Annotated in this window: 30 protein-coding genes; all 30 read left to right on the forward strand. The window is 49.0% G+C overall.

Annotated elements, in window-relative coordinates:
* Positions 1-69: 69 nt before the first annotated feature.
* The 30 genes from fusA (at position 70) to rpsD (ending at position 16,897) form a co-directional block, all read left to right on the forward strand.
* Positions 70-2,184: an elongation factor G gene (gene fusA / locus H4F65_RS20365; RefSeq protein ID WP_010277445.1), complete on the forward strand. Its 2,115-nt coding sequence runs from the start codon at positions 70-72 to the stop codon at positions 2,182-2,184.
* Positions 2,185-2,253: 69 nt separating this feature from the next.
* Positions 2,254-3,438, forward strand: a complete 1,185-nt coding sequence (gene tuf, locus H4F65_RS20370; protein ID WP_010277443.1) for an elongation factor Tu — start codon at positions 2,254-2,256, stop codon at positions 3,436-3,438.
* Between the two features lie 204 nt (positions 3,439-3,642).
* Complete coding sequence (gene bfd / locus H4F65_RS20375) at positions 3,643-3,837, forward strand: bacterioferritin-associated ferredoxin (RefSeq protein ID WP_005970281.1); 195 nt, start codon at positions 3,643-3,645, stop codon at positions 3,835-3,837.
* A 72-nt stretch (positions 3,838-3,909) separates the two neighbouring features.
* The gene (gene bfr / locus H4F65_RS20380) at positions 3,910-4,383 is read left to right on the forward strand and encodes a bacterioferritin (protein WP_010286186.1); all 474 of its coding nucleotides are present in this window, start codon (positions 3,910-3,912) and stop codon (positions 4,381-4,383) included.
* A 304-nt stretch (positions 4,384-4,687) separates the two neighbouring features.
* Entirely contained in the window at positions 4,688-4,999 is a 312-nt protein-coding gene (gene rpsJ, locus H4F65_RS20385) for a 30S ribosomal protein S10 (protein WP_001181005.1), read from the forward strand.
* Positions 5,000-5,031: 32 nt separating this feature from the next.
* Positions 5,032-5,661 carry a 50S ribosomal protein L3 gene (gene rplC / locus H4F65_RS20390; protein WP_010286182.1) on the forward strand — a complete coding sequence of 210 codons (630 nt, stop codon included), beginning with the start codon at positions 5,032-5,034 and terminating at the stop codon, positions 5,659-5,661.
* A 10-nt stretch (positions 5,662-5,671) separates the two neighbouring features.
* Positions 5,672-6,277, forward strand: coding sequence for a 50S ribosomal protein L4 (gene rplD, locus H4F65_RS20395; RefSeq protein WP_010286181.1), 606 nt, complete (start codon positions 5,672-5,674; stop codon positions 6,275-6,277).
* Complete coding sequence (gene rplW / locus H4F65_RS20400; RefSeq protein WP_005970277.1) at positions 6,274-6,576, forward strand: 50S ribosomal protein L23; 303 nt, start codon at positions 6,274-6,276, stop codon at positions 6,574-6,576. The genes rplD and rplW overlap by 4 nt, the downstream gene beginning before the upstream one ends.
* Before the next feature lie 17 nt (positions 6,577-6,593).
* On the forward strand, positions 6,594-7,415 hold the full coding sequence (rplB, locus tag H4F65_RS20405; protein ID WP_010286179.1) for a 50S ribosomal protein L2: 822 nt from the start codon (positions 6,594-6,596) through the stop codon (positions 7,413-7,415).
* Positions 7,416-7,431: 16 nt separating this feature from the next.
* On the forward strand, positions 7,432-7,710 hold the full coding sequence (rpsS, locus tag H4F65_RS20410; RefSeq protein WP_004929772.1) for a 30S ribosomal protein S19: 279 nt from the start codon (positions 7,432-7,434) through the stop codon (positions 7,708-7,710).
* 14 nt (positions 7,711-7,724) lie between these two features.
* Complete coding sequence (gene rplV, locus H4F65_RS20415) at positions 7,725-8,057, forward strand: 50S ribosomal protein L22 (protein ID WP_005970275.1); 333 nt, start codon at positions 7,725-7,727, stop codon at positions 8,055-8,057.
* Positions 8,058-8,074: 17 nt separating this feature from the next.
* Positions 8,075-8,776, forward strand: coding sequence for a 30S ribosomal protein S3 (gene rpsC / locus H4F65_RS20420; protein ID WP_005970274.1), 702 nt, complete (start codon positions 8,075-8,077; stop codon positions 8,774-8,776).
* Positions 8,777-8,788: 12 nt separating this feature from the next.
* Complete coding sequence (gene rplP / locus H4F65_RS20425; protein WP_005970273.1) at positions 8,789-9,199, forward strand: 50S ribosomal protein L16; 411 nt, start codon at positions 8,789-8,791, stop codon at positions 9,197-9,199.
* Positions 9,199-9,390, forward strand: a complete 192-nt coding sequence (rpmC, locus tag H4F65_RS20430) for a 50S ribosomal protein L29 (protein ID WP_005970272.1) — start codon at positions 9,199-9,201, stop codon at positions 9,388-9,390. Before rplP ends, rpmC begins: the two co-directional genes overlap by 1 nt.
* Positions 9,390-9,644, forward strand: coding sequence for a 30S ribosomal protein S17 (gene rpsQ, locus H4F65_RS20435; RefSeq protein WP_010286161.1), 255 nt, complete (start codon positions 9,390-9,392; stop codon positions 9,642-9,644). The genes rpmC and rpsQ overlap by 1 nt, the downstream gene beginning before the upstream one ends.
* Before the next feature lie 161 nt (positions 9,645-9,805).
* Entirely contained in the window at positions 9,806-10,177 is a 372-nt protein-coding gene (gene rplN, locus H4F65_RS20440; RefSeq protein WP_000613954.1) for a 50S ribosomal protein L14, read from the forward strand.
* A 10-nt stretch (positions 10,178-10,187) separates the two neighbouring features.
* Positions 10,188-10,502, forward strand: a complete 315-nt coding sequence (gene rplX / locus H4F65_RS20445) for a 50S ribosomal protein L24 (RefSeq protein ID WP_005970267.1) — start codon at positions 10,188-10,190, stop codon at positions 10,500-10,502.
* Positions 10,503-10,516: 14 nt separating this feature from the next.
* Positions 10,517-11,056 (forward strand): 50S ribosomal protein L5, encoded by a 540-nt coding sequence (rplE, locus tag H4F65_RS20450; protein WP_005970265.1) that lies wholly within the window; start codon positions 10,517-10,519, stop codon positions 11,054-11,056.
* A gap of 13 nt (positions 11,057-11,069) precedes the next feature.
* Complete coding sequence (gene rpsN / locus H4F65_RS20455) at positions 11,070-11,375, forward strand: 30S ribosomal protein S14 (RefSeq protein ID WP_010286114.1); 306 nt, start codon at positions 11,070-11,072, stop codon at positions 11,373-11,375.
* 33 nt (positions 11,376-11,408) lie between these two features.
* On the forward strand, positions 11,409-11,801 hold the full coding sequence (gene rpsH, locus H4F65_RS20460) for a 30S ribosomal protein S8 (RefSeq protein ID WP_005970261.1): 393 nt from the start codon (positions 11,409-11,411) through the stop codon (positions 11,799-11,801).
* 12 nt (positions 11,802-11,813) lie between these two features.
* Positions 11,814-12,347: a 50S ribosomal protein L6 gene (gene rplF, locus H4F65_RS20465; protein ID WP_005970259.1), complete on the forward strand. Its 534-nt coding sequence runs from the start codon at positions 11,814-11,816 to the stop codon at positions 12,345-12,347.
* Between the two features lie 9 nt (positions 12,348-12,356).
* Positions 12,357-12,710, forward strand: coding sequence for a 50S ribosomal protein L18 (rplR, locus tag H4F65_RS20470; RefSeq protein WP_010286111.1), 354 nt, complete (start codon positions 12,357-12,359; stop codon positions 12,708-12,710).
* 14 nt (positions 12,711-12,724) lie between these two features.
* Positions 12,725-13,225, forward strand: a complete 501-nt coding sequence (gene rpsE, locus H4F65_RS20475) for a 30S ribosomal protein S5 (RefSeq protein ID WP_005970257.1) — start codon at positions 12,725-12,727, stop codon at positions 13,223-13,225.
* Positions 13,226-13,230: 5 nt separating this feature from the next.
* Positions 13,231-13,410, forward strand: coding sequence for a 50S ribosomal protein L30 (rpmD, locus tag H4F65_RS20480; protein ID WP_004846568.1), 180 nt, complete (start codon positions 13,231-13,233; stop codon positions 13,408-13,410).
* Between the two features lie 3 nt (positions 13,411-13,413).
* A complete protein-coding gene (rplO, locus tag H4F65_RS20485) occupies positions 13,414-13,848 on the forward strand; it encodes a 50S ribosomal protein L15 (RefSeq protein ID WP_010286086.1) in 435 nt (144 codons plus the stop codon).
* 7 nt (positions 13,849-13,855) lie between these two features.
* Entirely contained in the window at positions 13,856-15,187 is a 1,332-nt protein-coding gene (gene secY / locus H4F65_RS20490) for a preprotein translocase subunit SecY (protein WP_010286083.1), read from the forward strand.
* A 33-nt stretch (positions 15,188-15,220) separates the two neighbouring features.
* Positions 15,221-15,337, forward strand: a complete 117-nt coding sequence (gene rpmJ, locus H4F65_RS20495) for a 50S ribosomal protein L36 (RefSeq protein ID WP_002227352.1) — start codon at positions 15,221-15,223, stop codon at positions 15,335-15,337.
* Positions 15,338-15,483: 146 nt separating this feature from the next.
* Positions 15,484-15,840, forward strand: coding sequence for a 30S ribosomal protein S13 (rpsM, locus tag H4F65_RS20500; RefSeq protein ID WP_010286058.1), 357 nt, complete (start codon positions 15,484-15,486; stop codon positions 15,838-15,840).
* Positions 15,841-15,856: 16 nt separating this feature from the next.
* Positions 15,857-16,246 (forward strand): 30S ribosomal protein S11, encoded by a 390-nt coding sequence (gene rpsK, locus H4F65_RS20505; protein WP_002919257.1) that lies wholly within the window; start codon positions 15,857-15,859, stop codon positions 16,244-16,246.
* Between the two features lie 30 nt (positions 16,247-16,276).
* Positions 16,277-16,897 (forward strand): 30S ribosomal protein S4, encoded by a 621-nt coding sequence (rpsD, locus tag H4F65_RS20510; protein WP_010286047.1) that lies wholly within the window; start codon positions 16,277-16,279, stop codon positions 16,895-16,897.

Raw genomic sequence — 16,897 nt, forward strand, 5'->3', positions numbered from 1 at the left:
GCGGGCGCTAAAAATAGCCAACCCGCTTGGGTTAACTAAATTGAACGCCCTAGTAAATAGAGGATACAAATGGCTCGTACAACACCCATCGCACGCTACCGTAATATCGGTATCAGTGCGCACATCGACGCCGGTAAAACCACTACTACCGAACGTATTCTGTTCTACACTGGTGTAAACCATAAAATCGGTGAAGTTCATGACGGCGCAGCTACCATGGACTGGATGGAGCAGGAGCAGGAGCGTGGTATTACTATCACCTCCGCAGCGACTACTGCATTCTGGTCTGGTATGGCTAAGCAGTATGAACCGCATCGCGTAAACATCATCGACACCCCGGGACACGTTGACTTCACTATCGAAGTAGAACGTTCCATGCGTGTACTGGATGGTGCGGTAATGGTTTACTGCGCAGTTGGTGGTGTTCAGCCACAGTCTGAAACCGTATGGCGTCAGGCAAACAAATATAAAGTTCCACGCATTGCGTTCGTTAACAAAATGGACCGCATGGGTGCGAATTTCCTGAAAGTTGTTGGTCAGATCAAATCCCGTCTGGGCGCGAACCCTGTTCCGCTGCAGCTGGCAATTGGTGCTGAAGAAGGTTTCACCGGTGTTGTTGACCTGGTGAAAATGAAAGCCATCAACTGGAACGATGCCGATCAGGGCGTGACCTTCGAATACGAAGAGATCCCAGCTGATATGCAGGAACTGGCTGAAGAATGGCACCAAAACCTGATCGAATCCGCAGCAGAAGCTTCTGAAGAGCTGATGGAGAAATACCTGGGTGGTGAAGAACTGACTGAAGAAGAGATCAAAAAAGCTCTGCGTCAGCGCGTTCTGAACAACGAAATCATCCTGGTAACCTGTGGTTCTGCATTTAAGAACAAAGGTGTTCAGGCGATGCTGGATGCGGTAGTTGACTACCTGCCATCCCCAGTTGACGTACCTGCGATCAATGGTCTTTTGGATGACGGTAAAGACACACCGGCTGAGCGTCACGCAAGTGATGACGAGCCGTTTGCTGCACTGGCGTTCAAAATTGCAACCGACCCGTTTGTTGGTAACCTGACGTTCTTCCGCGTGTACTCTGGTGTAGTTAACTCCGGTGACACCGTACTGAACCCAGTTAAATCAGCACGTGAGCGTTTTGGTCGTATCGTTCAGATGCACGCTAACAAGCGTGAAGAGATCAAAGAAGTTCGTGCGGGCGATATCGCTGCTGCTATCGGTCTGAAAGATGTAACGACGGGTGACACTCTGTGTGATCCAGATAACGTCATCATTTTGGAACGTATGGAATTCCCAGAGCCGGTAATCTCCATCGCGGTAGAACCGAAAACCAAAGCTGACCAAGAAAAAATGGGTCTGGCATTGGGTCGTCTGGCTAAAGAAGACCCGTCTTTCCGTGTATGGACTGACGAAGAATCTAACCAGACCATCATCGCTGGTATGGGTGAACTGCACCTCGACATCATCGTTGACCGTATGAAGCGTGAGTTCAACGTTGAAGCAAACGTGGGTAAACCACAGGTTGCTTATCGTGAAGCCATTCGCTCGAAAGTTACCGATATTGAAGGTAAACACGCCAAGCAGTCTGGTGGTCGTGGTCAGTATGGTCATGTTGTTATCGACATGTACCCGCTGGAACCGGGCTCAAATCCGAAAGGTTACGAGTTCATCAACGACATCAAAGGTGGTGTAATTCCTGGTGAATACATCCCTGCCGTTGATAAAGGCATCCAGGAACAGCTGAAAGCGGGTCCGTTGGCTGGTTACCCAGTGGTTGATCTCGGCGTGCGTCTGCACTTCGGTTCTTTCCATGACGTTGACTCCTCTGAATTGGCGTTTAAACTGGCTGCTTCTATCGCCTTTAAAGACGGCTTTAAGAAAGCAAAACCTGTTCTGCTTGAGCCGATCATGAAGGTTGAAGTTGAAACGCCGGAAGAGAACACTGGTGATGTCATCGGTGACCTTAGCCGTCGTCGTGGTATGCTGCGTGGTCAGGAATCTAACGTTACTGGCGTTGTGATTCACGCTGAAGTTCCGTTGTCTGAAATGTTCGGATACGCAACTCAACTGCGTTCTCTGACCAAAGGCCGTGCTTCTTACTCCATGGAGTTCCTGAAGTACGATGATGCGCCTAACAACGTTGCTCAGGCCGTAATTGAAGCCCGTGGTAAATAAGCCTCAGGGTTAAAACAAAATCCCGTGCTCTCTCCATAGGGGGAGAGCATTTGAGTAAGGAATATCGCCGTGTCTAAAGAAAAATTTGAACGTACAAAACCCCACGTTAACGTCGGTACTATCGGCCACGTTGACCATGGTAAAACTACTCTGACTGCTGCAATCACTACCGTTCTGGCTAAAACCTACGGTGGTAGCGCGCGAGCATTCGACCAGATCGATAACGCACCGGAAGAAAAAGCACGTGGTATCACCATCAACACGTCTCACGTTGAATACGATACCCCGTCTCGCCACTACGCGCACGTTGACTGCCCAGGACACGCCGACTATGTGAAAAACATGATCACCGGTGCTGCCCAGATGGATGGCGCGATCCTGGTTGTTGCTGCGACTGACGGCCCAATGCCTCAGACCCGTGAGCACATCCTGCTGGGTCGTCAGGTTGGCGTTCCTTTCATCATCGTGTTCCTGAACAAATGTGACATGGTTGATGACGAAGAGCTGCTGGAACTGGTTGAGATGGAAGTGCGTGAGCTGCTGTCTCAGTACGACTTCCCAGGCGACGACACCCCAGTGGTTCGTGGTTCTGCTCTGAAAGCGCTGGAAGGCGAAGCTGAGTGGGAAGCAAAAATCATCGAACTGGCAGAGCACCTGGATTCTTACATTCCAGAACCAGAGCGCGCCATTGACAAGCCGTTCCTGCTGCCAATCGAAGACGTATTCTCCATCTCCGGTCGTGGTACTGTTGTTACCGGTCGTGTAGAGCGCGGTATCGTTAAAGTCGGTGAAGAAGTTGAAATCGTTGGTATCAAGGATACCGCGAAATCTACCTGTACTGGCGTAGAAATGTTCCGCAAACTGCTGGACGAAGGTCGTGCAGGTGAGAACGTTGGTGTTCTGCTGCGTGGTATCAAGCGTGAAGAAATCGAGCGTGGTCAGGTACTGGCTAAGCCGGGTTCAATCAAGCCGCACACTCAGTTCGAATCCGAAGTGTATATCCTGAGCAAAGATGAAGGCGGCCGTCATACTCCGTTCTTCAAAGGCTACCGTCCTCAGTTCTACTTCCGTACAACTGACGTAACGGGCACCATCGAACTGCCAGAAGGCGTAGAGATGGTAATGCCGGGCGACAACATCAAAATGGTTGTTACCCTGATCCACCCAATCGCGATGGACGACGGTTTGCGTTTCGCCATCCGTGAAGGCGGCCGTACAGTAGGCGCGGGCGTTGTTGCTAAAGTTATCGCTTAATCGCTGATAAACTTAATGCAGGAAAAAGGCACTTCGGTGCCTTTTTTTACGTCCTAATGATTAGGTGGGAATTGAAATAAAAATAATTCTTATTTAGAATAACTCAGTTGGTTAAAAAATCGCTAGGAGCGGTTTCAAATGCTGGTTGTAGTGTCCTGAAAGGTAGTGCGAAAGACACTCGCGATAACAATGAGTCATTCTGATATGTATGTGTGTTTGTGCAACGCGATTTCTGACAAAGTCATTCGTAATGCTGTTCGTCAGCACCAGCCTCAATCTATGCAGCAATTACGCAAACTCGTCCCTATCGGGACTGACTGCGGTAAGTGTATTCGTCAGGCGCGTGTCATTTTTGAGGAAGAGCAGGCTAAAATTCCTGATATGTATGAAGTAGCATAAAATGTAGGGTTGTTTTTTTGACTCTCTGCTTACCGGTTCTACACTTTAAGAACTGGAGCGGAGGAGCATGTCATGAAAGGCGATAAAAAAGTCATCACACACCTGAATAAGTTATTGGGCAACGAGCTGGTAGCCATTAACCAATATTTTCTTCATGCCCGAATGTTTAAAAACTGGGGCTTAACCCGTCTTAACGATCACGAATATCATGAGTCTATTGACGAAATGAAACATGCTGATCGCTACATCGAACGAATCCTGTTTCTCGAAGGCATCCCTAATCTACAGGATTTGGGTAAGTTAAACATTGGCGAGGATGTCGAGGAGATCTTACGTTCTGATCTTCAACTTGAATTGGATGGCGCAAAGAATTTGCGTGAGGCAATTGCCTATGCTGATTCGGTGCATGACTACGTCAGTAGGGATCTAATGATAGAAATTCTTGCCGATGAAGAAGGGCACATCGACTGGCTGGAAACAGAATTAGACTTGATTTCACGTCTTGGTATACAAAACTATCTTCAAGCTCAGCTAAAAGCTGAGTAACCGATTATCATAGCCTGCTATGTAATTTATGCCCCAATTCGGCCGGACTGTGCACATTGCTCCGGCCGCATTAAAATCATTTCATCCTGCTTATTGCTTCCCCAGCCAATTTGCGTATAATGCGCGAGCTTACCGAAACTAGGTAAGCCTGATTCAATCCGAATCAGGCGGTCAATATTCATTTATTGACCAAAACAATACTCCCGATATGGGGGTTATGTGCTGACGATTACACTCCCCCATCAATCGAAATGGGTGTGAGGAGTAATCATTTACGTTTATAAATAATTGGAGCTCTGGTCTCATGCAGAACCAAAGAATCCGTATCCGCCTGAAAGCGTTTGATCATCGTCTGATTGATCAATCAACTGCGGAAATCGTCGAGACTGCTAAGCGCACTGGTGCGCAAGTACGTGGTCCGATCCCGCTGCCGACCCGCAAAGAGCGCTTTACCGTTCTGATTTCTCCGCACGTCAATAAAGATGCGCGCGATCAGTACGAAATTCGCACTCACAAGCGTCTGGTTGACATCGTTGAGCCAACCGAGAAAACCGTTGATGCTCTGATGCGTCTGGATCTGGCTGCTGGTGTAGACGTGCAGATCAGCCTGGGTTAATCAGGTCATTGAGCGATTGAGAGGTTGAAACAATGATTGGTTTAGTCGGTAAAAAAGTGGGCATGACCCGTATCTTCACTGAAGATGGCGTATCTATCCCCGTAACCGTTATCGAAATTGAAGCAAACCGCGTAACTCAGGTTAAAGACCTGGCTAACGACGGTTACCGCGCTGCGCAAGTAACTACTGGTGCTAAAAAAGCAAACCGTGTTACTAAGCCAGAAGCAGGTCACTTTGCTAAAGCTGGCGTAGAAGCTGGCCGTACTCTGCGTGAATTCCGTCTTTCTGAAGGCGAAGAGTTCACTGTAGGTCAGAGCATCAGTGTCGAAATTTTCGCAGACGTTAAAAAAGTAGACGTTACTGGTACATCTAAAGGTAAAGGTTTTGCTGGCACAGTTAAGCGCTGGAATTTCCGTACTCAGGATGCTACTCACGGTAACTCCTTGTCCCACCGCGTTCCGGGTTCTATCGGTCAGAACCAGACTCCGGGCAAAGTGTTCAAAGGCAAGAAAATGGCAGGACAGCTGGGTAACGAACGTGTAACCGTTCAGAGCCTGGACGTAGTGCGTGTTGACGCTGAGCGCAACCTGCTGCTGGTTAAAGGTGCTGTTCCGGGAGCTACCGGTAGCGACCTGATCGTTAAACCAGCTGTGAAGGCGTGAGGAGATAGCAATGGAATTAGTATTGAAAGACGCGCAAAGCGCGCTGACTGTTTCCGAAACTACCTTCGGTCGTGATTTCAACGAAGCGCTGGTACATCAGGTTGTTGTTGCTTATGCAGCAGGTGCCCGTCAAGGTACTCGCGCCCAGAAGACCCGTGCTGAAGTAACTGGTTCCGGTAAAAAACCTTGGCGTCAGAAAGGTACTGGCCGTGCGCGTTCTGGTTCTGCTAAGAGCCCGATCTGGCGTTCCGGTGGTGTAACCTTCGCTGCTAAGCCACAGGACCACAGTCAGAAAGTTAACAAAAAGATGTACCGCGGCGCGCTGAAAAGCATTCTGTCCGAACTGGTACGTCAAGATCGTCTGATCGTTGTCGAGACGTTCTCTGTAGAAGCACCGAAAACTAAGTTGCTTGCGCAGAAACTGAAAGAAATGGCACTGGAAGACGTGTTGATCATCACCGGTGAACTGGATGAAAATCTGTTCCTGGCTGCACGTAACCTGTACAAGGTTGACGTGCGTGATGCAGCAGGTATCGACCCAGTTAGCTTGATCGCCTTCGACAAAGTCGTTATGACTGCTGATGCAGTTAAGCAAGTTGAGGAGATGCTGGCATGATCCGTGAAGAACGTCTGCTGAAAGTACTGCGCGCGCCGCACGTATCTGAAAAAGCATCTACCGCGATGGAAAAAACTAACACCATCGTTCTCAAAGTTGCTAAAGACGCGACTAAAGCAGAGATCGTTGCTGCTGTAGAGAAACTGTTCGAAGTAGAAGTTAAAGACGTAAACACCCTGGTAGTTAAGGGTAAAGTTAAGCGTCACGGACAGCGTATTGGTCGTCGCAGCGACTGGAAAAAAGCTTACGTCACCCTGAAAGAAGGCCAGAATCTGGACTTCATCGGCGGCGCTGAGTAAGTCGGAGGAGAAAGACAATGGCAGTTGTTAAATGTAAACCGACATCTCCGGGTCGTCGCCACGTTGTTAAAGTGGTTAACCCTGAGCTGCACAAGGGCAAGCCTTATGCCCCGTTGCTGGAAAAGAACAGCAAATCCGGTGGCCGTAACAACAATGGCCGCATCACTACCCGTCACATCGGTGGTGGTCACAAACAGCAATATCGTCTGATTGACTTCAAACGCAATAAAGACGGTATTCCTGCGGTTGTTGAGCGTCTGGAGTATGATCCGAACCGTTCCGCGAATATCGCGCTGGTTCTGTACAAAGACGGCGAACGTCGTTACATCCTGGCGCCGAAAGGCCTGAAAGCCGGCGACCAGATTCAATCTGGCGTTGATGCTGCGATTAAAGCGGGTAACACCCTGCCGATGCGTAACATTCCAGTCGGTTCAACGGTTCATAACGTAGAAATGAAACCAGGTAAAGGCGGCCAACTGGCTCGTTCTGCTGGTGCTTACGTTCAGATCGTTGCTCGTGACGGTTCTTACGTTACCCTGCGCCTGCGTTCTGGCGAAATGCGTAAAGTCGAATCCGACTGCCGCGCTACGCTGGGCGAAGTTGGCAACGCTGAGCACATGCTTCGCGTTCTGGGTAAAGCTGGTGCTGCACGCTGGCGTGGTGTTCGTCCTACCGTTCGCGGTACGGCAATGAACCCAGTCGACCATCCACACGGTGGTGGTGAAGGTCGTAACTTTGGTAAGCACCCGGTTAGTCCGTGGGGCGTTCAGACCAAAGGTAAGAAGACCCGCAGCAACAAGCGTACTGATAAATTTATCGTACGTCGCCGTACTAAATAATCTTAGAGGATAAACCATGCCACGTTCTCTCAAGAAAGGTCCATTTATTGACCTGCACTTGCTGAAGAAGGTAGAGAAAGCGGTGGAAAGCGGAGACAAGAAGCCTTTGCGCACTTGGTCCCGTCGTTCAACGATCTTTCCAAATATGATCGGTTTGACCATCGCTGTCCATAATGGTCGTCAGCACGTTCCGGTGTTTGTTTCCGATGAAATGGTCGGTCACAAACTGGGTGAATTCGCGCCGACTCGTACTTATCGCGGCCATGCGGCCGACAAAAAGGCCAAGAAGCGCTAAGGTAGGAGGAAGAGATGGAAACTATCGCTAAACATTGCCACGCTCGTTCTTCTGCTCAAAAGGTTCGCCTGGTGGCAGACCTGATTCGCGGTAAGAAAGTGTCGCAAGCTCTGGAAGTTCTGACCTACACCAACAAGAAAGCTGCTGGTCTGGTTAAAAAAGTGCTGGAGTCTGCTATTGCTAACGCAGAACACAACGATGGCGCTGACATTGATGATCTGAAAGTCGCGAAAATCTTCGTTGACGAAGGCCCAAGCATGAAGCGCATTATGCCGCGTGCTAAAGGTCGTGCGGATCGCATCCTGAAGCGTACCAGCCACATTACTGTGGTTGTGTCCGATCGCTGAGACTCTGGAGACTAGCAATGGGTCAGAAAGTACATCCTAATGGTATTCGCCTGGGTATTGTCAAACCTTGGAACTCTACCTGGTATGCGAATACCAAAGAATTCGCTGACAACCTGGACAGCGATTTTAAAGTTCGTAAATACCTGACGAAGGAACTGGAGAAGGCTTCTGTTTCTCGTATCGTTATCGAACGTCCGGCAAAAAGCATTCGTGTGACTATTCACACTGCTCGCCCGGGTATCGTTATCGGTAAAAAAGGTGAAGATGTTGAAAAACTGCGCAAAGTCGTAGCGGATATCGCTGGCGTACCTGCACAGATCAATATCGCAGAAGTTCGTAAACCTGAACTGGACGCAAAACTGGTTGCTGACAGCATCACTTCTCAGCTGGAGCGTCGTGTGATGTTCCGTCGTGCTATGAAGCGTGCGGTACAGAACGCCATGCGTCTGGGCGCTAAAGGTATTAAAGTTGAAGTAAGTGGCCGTCTTGGCGGCGCTGAAATCGCGCGTACCGAATGGTACCGTGAAGGTCGTGTTCCATTGCATACACTGCGTGCGGATATCGACTACAACACCTCCGAAGCGCACACCACTTATGGTGTTATCGGTGTGAAAGTGTGGATCTTCAAAGGTGAGATCCTGGGTGGTATGGCTGCCGTTGAACAACCGGAAAAACCGGCTGCTCAACCTAAAAAGCAGCAGCGTAAAGGCCGCAAGTAAGGAGAGTCGCTGATGTTACAACCAAAGCGTACAAAATTCCGTAAGGTGCACAAGGGCCGCAACCGTGGTCTGGCGCAGGGTACGGATGTTAGCTTCGGCACTTTCGGTCTGAAAGCTGTTGGCCGCGGTCGCCTGACTGCTCGTCAAATCGAAGCTGCACGTCGTGCCATGACTCGTGCTGTTAAGCGTCAAGGTAAGATCTGGATCCGTGTATTCCCGGACAAACCGATCACCGAGAAACCGCTTGAAGTTCGTATGGGTAAAGGTAAAGGTAACGTGGAATATTGGGTTGCCTTGATTCAGCCAGGTAAAGTCCTGTACGAAATGGACGGTGTGCCGGAAGAGTTAGCCCGTGAGGCATTCCAACTGGCAGCAGCGAAACTGCCTATCAAAACCACCTTTGTAACTAAGACGGTGATGTAATGAAAGCAAATGAGCTGCGTGAAAAAAGCGTCGAAGAGCTGAACACTGAACTGCTCGGCCTGCTGCGCGAGCAATTTAACCTGCGTATGCAGGCTGCCAGTGGTCAGTTGCAACAGACTCACCTGGTAAAACAAGTGCGTCACAATATTGCACGTGTTAAGACTTTACTGACTGAGAAGGCGGGTGCGTAATGACCGATAAAATCCGTACTCTGCAAGGTCGTGTTGTAAGCGACAAAATGGAGAAATCCATGGTTGTTGCTATCGAACGTTTTGTGAAACACCCGCTTTACGGTAAATTCATTAAGCGTACGACTAAGCTGCACGTACATGACGAGAACAATGAATGCGGTATCGGTGACGTGGTTGAAATCCGCGAATGCCGTCCGCTGTCCAAAAATAAGTCTTGGACACTTGTTCGCGTTGTAGAGAAAGCGATTCTGTAATAAAGTAGCGCTCTTCTCTTATGATAAACGGCTCTGCAAAGGGCCGTTTATTTTTTCTACCCATACCAAGGAAGCGGTGTTATAATGCTGCGCCCTCAATTATGGGGTATTTAATGGCCCGAAAGGGTCCTAGAGTAGTAGTTGACAAGCGGAGCACTAAAATGATCCAAGAACAGACTATGCTGAACGTGGCCGATAATTCCGGTGCACGTCGCGTAATGTGTATCAAGGTTCTAGGTGGCTCGCACCGTCGCTACGCAGGCGTCGGCGATATCATCAAAATTACCATCAAGGAAGCAATTCCTCGCGGTAAGGTGAAGAAAGGCGATGTTCTGAAGGCGGTAGTGGTGCGCACCAAGAAGGGTGTTCGTCGCCCGGACGGTTCTGTCATTCGCTTCGATGGCAATGCTTGCGTTATTTTAAACAATAACAGCGAACAGCCTATCGGTACGCGTATTTTTGGGCCGGTAACTCGTGAACTGCGTAATGAGAAGTTCATGAAAATTATCTCTCTGGCACCAGAAGTACTTTAAGGAGCGAATCATGGCAGCGAAAATCCGTCGTGATGACGAAGTTATTGTGCTAACCGGTAAAGATAAAGGTAAGCGCGGTAAAGTAAAAAATGTCCTGTCTGCTAGTAAGGTCATTGTTGAAGGTATTAATCTGGTTAAAAAACATCAGAAGCCGGTTCCGGCCCTGAACCAACCAGGTGGCATCGTTGAAAAAGAAGCTGCAATTCAAGTTTCTAACCTTGCAATCTTCAATGCGGCAACTGGTAAGGCTGACCGTGTAGGCTTTAGATTCGAAGACGGAAAAAAAGTCCGTTTCTTTAAATCTAATAGCGAAACTATCAAGTAATTTGGAGTAGTACGATGGCGAAACTGCATGATTACTACAAAGACGAAGTAGTTAAAAAGCTCATGACTGAGTTTAACTACAATTCTGTCATGCAAGTCCCTCGGGTCGAGAAGATCACCCTGAATATGGGTGTTGGTGAAGCGATCGCTGACAAGAAACTGCTGGATAACGCAGCAGCTGATCTGGCAGCAATCTCCGGTCAAAAACCGTTGATCACCAAAGCACGCAAATCTGTTGCAGGCTTCAAAATCCGTCAGGGCTATCCGATCGGCTGTAAAGTAACTCTGCGTGGCGAACGCATGTGGGAGTTCCTTGAGCGTCTGATTTCCATTGCTGTACCGCGTATTCGTGACTTCCGTGGCTTGTCCGCTAAGTCATTCGATGGTCGTGGTAACTACAGCATGGGTGTGCGTGAGCAGATCATCTTCCCGGAAATCGACTACGATAAAGTCGATCGCGTTCGTGGTTTGGACATTACCATTACCACTACTGCGAAATCCGATGATGAAGGCCGTGCGCTGTTGGCCGCCTTTAACTTCCCATTCCGCAAGTAAGGTAGGGTTACTAATGGCTAAGCAATCCATGAAAGCACGCGAAGTTGTTCGTGTGAAACTGGCTGAAAAATACCGCGCTAAACGCGAGGAATTGAAAGCTATCATCTCTGGTGTGAACTCATCCGACGAAGATCGTTGGGATGCAGTTCTTAAGCTGCAGACTCTGCCGCGTGATTCCAGCCCGTCTCGTCAGCGTAACCGCTGCCGCCAAACTGGTCGTCCGCACGCTTTCCTGCGGAAGTTCGGGTTGAGCCGTATCAAGGTCCGTGAAGCCGCTATGCGCGGTGAAATTCCGGGTCTGAAAAAGGCTAGCTGGTAATTGTCACCAATTGAATCACGGGAGTAAAGACAGATGAGCATGCAAGATCCGATCGCGGATATGCTGACCCGTATCCGTAACGGTCAAGCCGCGAACAAAGTTGCGGTCACCATGCCTTCCTCCAAGCTGAAAGTGGCAATTGCCAACGTGCTGAAGGAAGAAGGTTACATTGAAGATTTCAAAATCGAAGGCGACACCAAGCCAGTTCTGGAATTAGAACTTAAATATTTCCAGGGCAAGGCAGTGGTAGAAAGCATTCAGCGAGTAAGCCGTCCAGGTCTGCGCATCTATAAAAGAAAAGATGAGCTGCCAAAAGTTATGGCCGGTTTGGGTATCGCAGTTGTTTCTACCTCTAAAGGTGTTATGACTGATCGTGCAGCTCGCCAGGCTGGTCTTGGTGGCGAGATTATCTGCTACGTAGCTTAATCGGGAGGAAAAATGTCTCGTGTTGCAAAAGCACCCGTCGTCATTCCTGCCGGCGTAGAGGTAAAACTCAACGGTCAGGATGTTTCGATTAAGGGTAAAAACGGCGAGCTGAGTCGTAAGATCCACGATGCTGTTGAAGTGAAACAAGCTGACAACGCTCTGACTTTCGCTCCGCGCGAAGGTTTTGTTGACGGATGGGCCCAAGCGGGTACCACTCGTGCTCTGTTGAACGCAATGGTTATCGGTGTTACCGAAGGCTTCACTAAGAAGCTGCAACTGGTTGGTGTTGGTTACCGTGCTGCTGTTAAAGGCAACGTGGTTAACCTGTCTCTCGGGTTTTCTCACCCAGTAGAGCATGCACTGCCGGCAGGTATTACTGCAGAATGCCCAAGCCAAACTGAAATCGTACTGAAAGGTGCTGATAAGCAGGTTATTGGTCAGGTTGCTGCGGAATTACGCGCCTACCGTCGTCCTGAGCCTTATAAAGGCAAGGGTGTCCGTTACGCCGACGAAGTCGTGCGTACCAAAGAGGCTAAGAAGAAGTAAGGTAACACTATGGATAAGAAAGCAGCTCGTATCCGTCGTGCGACCCGCGCACGCCGCAAGCTCCAGGAACTGGGTGCGACGCGTCTGGTGGTACATCGTACTCCACGCCATATTTATGCGCAGGTCATTGCACCGAACGGTTCTGAAGTCCTGGTAGCCGCTTCTACTGTAGAAAAAGCTATCGCTGAACAACTGAAGTCTACCGGTAATAAAGACGCAGCAAGTGCAATAGGTAAAGCTATTGCAGAACGCGCGTTAGAAAAAGGCATCAAAGATGTCTCTTTCGACCGTTCCGGTTTCCAATATCATGGTCGAGTCCAAGCACTGGCAGATGCTGCCCGTGAAGCTGGCCTTCAGTTCTAAGGTAGAGGTGTAAGATGGCTCACATCGAGAAACAAGCTGGCGAACTGCAGGAAAAGCTGATCGCGGTAAATCGCGTATCTAAAACCGTTAAAGGTGGTCGTATTTTCAGCTTCACCGCACTGACTGTAGTGGGTGATGGCAACGGCCGCGTTGGTTTTGGTTACGGTAAAGCTCGCGAAGTTCCAGCAGCGATCCAGAAAGCGATGGAAAAAGCCCGTCGCAATATGATGAATGTCGCGCTGAACAACGGCACCCTGCAGCACCCAGTTAAAGGTGCTCACACGGGTTCTCGTGTGTTCATGCAGCCAGCTTCCGAAGGTACCGGTATTATTGCCGGTGGTGCAATGCGCGCCGTTTTGGAAGTTGCAGGGGTTCACAACGTATTGGCTAAAGCCTATGGTTCCACTAACCCGATTAACGTGGTTCGTGCAACGATTGATGGTTTGGCAAATATGAAGTCCCCAGAAATGGTCGCTGCCAAGCGTGGTAAATCCGTTGAAGAAATTCTGGGGTAATGACCGTGGCAAAGACTATTAAAATTACTCAAACCCGTAGTGCAATCGGTCGTCTGCCGAAACATAAGGCGACACTGCTTGGCCTGGGTCTGCGTCGTATTGGTCATACAGTTGAACGTGAGGATACTCCTGCGGTTCGCGGTATGGTCAACGCGGTTTCCTACATGGTTAAAGTAGAGGAGTAACAGATGCGTTTAAATACTCTGTCTCCGGCCGAAGGTGCTAAACACGCACCGAAGCGTTTAGGTCGTGGTATTGGTTCTGGCCTGGGCAAAACCAGTGGTCGTGGTCACAAAGGTCAGAACTCTCGTTCTGGCGGTGGCGTGCGTCGTGGTTTTGAAGGTGGTCAGATGCCTTTATATCGTCGTCTGCCGAAATTCGGTTTTACTTCTCGCAAAGCGATGATCACGGCAGAAGTTCGTCTGTCTGATTTAGCTAAAGTAGAAGGCGACGTGGTTGACCTGAATACGCTGAAAGCCGCTAATGTTATTGGCATTCAGATTGAGTTCGCGAAAGTGATTCTGTCTGGTGAAGTTGCTCGTCCGGTAACGATTCGTGGTCTGCGTGTCACTAAAGGTGCTCGTGCTGCTATCGAAACTGCTGGCGGTAAAATTGAGGAATAAGTAGCAGATGGCTAAGCAACCAGGATTAGATTTTCAAAGTGCTAAAGGCGGAGTTGGTGAACTGAAGCGCAGACTTTTGTTTGTTATCGGTGCGCTAATTGTTTTCCGTATTGGCTCTTTTATCCCAATTCCTGGTATTGATGCCACTGTGCTTGCCAAATTGCTTGAACAGCAGCGAGGCACCATCATTGAAATGTTTAACATGTTCTCTGGTGGTGCTCTCAGCCGTGCTTCTATCTTTGCACTGGGTATTATGCCGTATATTTCGGCGTCGATTATTATCCAGTTGCTGACGGTGGTTCATCCCGCGTTGGCTGAAATAAAGAAAGAAGGGGAAGCTGGCCGTCGTAAGATCAGCCAGTATACCCGTTACGGTACCTTGGTATTGGCTATATTCCAGTCGATCGGTATTGCTACCGGTTTGCCGAATATGCCTGGAATGCAAGACTTGGTGATAAATCCAGGTTTTGCTTTCTACTTTACCGCTGTTGTGAGCCTGGTTACTGGGACAATGTTCCTGATGTGGCTGGGAGAACAGATTACGGAACGTGGTATCGGTAACGGTATCTCGATCATAATCTTCGCTGGTATTGTTGCGGGACTACCGCCGGCCATTGGCCATACTATCGAGCAAGCTCGGCAAGGCGACCTGCACTTCCTCCTGTTGCTGTTGGTTGCAGTTTTAGTGTTTGCAGTAACCTTCTTCGTTGTTTTCGTTGAGCGTGGTCAACGTCGTATCGTCGTTAACTATGCAAAACGTCAACAGGGGCGTCGTGTTTATGCAGCACAGAGTACGCATTTACCGCTGAAAGTGAACATGGCTGGGGTTATCCCTGCAATTTTCGCCTCCAGTATTATTCTGTTCCCAGCCACGATTGCATCTTGGTTTGGGGGCGGTACCGGTTGGAACTGGCTGACAACTATTTCGCTGTATTTGCAGCCCGGACAGCCGCTTTATGTGTTACTCTATGCGTCTGCAATCATCTTCTTCTGTTTCTTCTACACTGCGTTGGTTTTCAACCCGCGCGAAACAGCAGATAACCTGAAGAAGTCCGGTGCATTCGTGCCAGGAATTCGTCCGGGAGAGCAAACGGCGAAATATATCGATAAAGTGATGACTCGTCTGACTCTGATTGGTGCGATGTATATTACTTTTATCTGCCTGATCCCGGAGTTTATGCGTGACGCAATGAAAGTACCTTTCTATTTCGGGGGTACATCTTTATTGATCGTTGTTGTCGTCATCATGGACTTTATGGCTCAAGTGCAAACTCTGATGATGTCGAGTCAATATGAGTCTGCATTGAAGAAAGCAAACCTGAAAGGCTATAACCGCTAATTAGGTGAGTTTGAGAAGTTACGGAGAGTAAAAATGAAAGTTCGTGCTTCCGTCAAGAAATTATGTCGTAACTGTAAGATTGTTAAGCGTAACGGTGTCGTTCGTGTGATCTGCAGTGCCGAGCCGAAGCATAAACAGCGTCAAGGCTGATTATCTCGCATATTTTTCTTGCAAAGTTGGATTGAGCTGGCTAGATTAGCCAGCCAATCTTTTGTATGTAGCTGCAACATTATTTGAGTATCCTGAAAACGGGCTTTTCAGAATGGTGTTGCTGTATAAAATTGTAGGAGTGCATAGTGGCCCGTATAGCAGGCATTAACATTCCTGATCATAAACATACCGTTATTGCGTTAACGTCGATTTTCGGTATCGGTAAAACTCGGTCGCAGGCTATTTGTGCTGCAACAGGGATTGCCGAAGATGTTAAGATCAGTGAGCTGTCTGAAGAGCAAATCGATAAGCTGCGTGACGAAGTTGCCAAGTTTGTTGTAGAAGGTGATCTGCGTCGTGAAGTTACCCTGAGCATCAAGCGTCTTATGGACCTTGGTACTTATCGTGGTTTGCGTCATCGTCGTGGTCTGCCGGTTCGCGGTCAGCGTACCAAGACTAACGCCCGTACCCGTAAGGGTCCGCGCAAACCGATCAAGAAATAATCGGGGTGATTGAATAATGGCAAAGGCACCTATTCGTGCACGTAAGCGTGTAAGAAAGCAAGTCTCTGACGGTGTGGCTCATATCCATGCTTCTTTCAACAACACCATCGTAACCATTACTGATCGTCAGGGTAATGCGCTGGGTTGGGCAACTGCCGGTGGTTCCGGCTTCCGTGGTTCTCGTAAATCTACGCCGTTCGCTGCTCAGGTAGCTGCAGAACGTTGCGCAGAGGCCGTGAAAGAGTACGGTATTAAGAACCTGGAAGTTATGGTTAAAGGACCTGGTCCGGGCCGTGAGTCTACTATCCGCGCATTGAACGCGGCTGGTTTCCGCATCACTAATATTACTGATGTGACTCCGATCCCTCATAACGGTTGTCGTCCGCCGAAAAAGCGCCGCGTATAACGCCGCTTTTAGGATTGTTGGAGAAAGAAAATGGCAAGATATTTGGGTCCTAAGCTCAAGCTGAGCCGTCGTGAAGGCACCGACCTGTTCCTTAAGTCTGGTGTTCGTGCGATCGATTCCAAGTGTAAAATTGAACAAGCTCCTGGCCAGCACGGTGCGCGTAAACCGCGTCTGTCTGACTATGGTGTACAGTTGCGTGAAAAGCAAAAAGTCCGCCGTATCTACGGTGTTCTGGAGCGTCAGTTCCGTAACTATTATAAAGAAGCTGCACGTCTGAAAGGCAACACAGGTGCAAACCTGCTGCAACTGCTGGAAGGTCGTCTGGATAACGTTGTTTATCGTATGGGTTTTGGTGCCACTCGTGCTGAAGCACGTCAGATGGTAAGCCACAAAGCTATCATGGTAAACGGTCGCGTTGTTAGCATCGCTTCTTATCAGGTATCCCCGAATGACGTAGTCAGCATCCGTGAGAAAGCGAAAAAGCAATCTCGCGTGAAAGCCGCTCTGGAGCTGGCTGAACAGCGTGAAAAGCCAACTTGGCTGGAAGTTGATGCTGCCAAGATGGAAGGTGTGTTCAAACGTATTCCTGAACGTACCGATCTGTCTGCGGACATTAATGAACACCTGATCGTCGAGCTTTACTCCAAGTAA

It is taken from the genome of Pectobacterium brasiliense, assembly GCF_016950255.1.
In the GTDB taxonomy this organism is placed as follows: Bacteria; Pseudomonadota; Gammaproteobacteria; order Enterobacterales; family Enterobacteriaceae; genus Pectobacterium; species Pectobacterium brasiliense.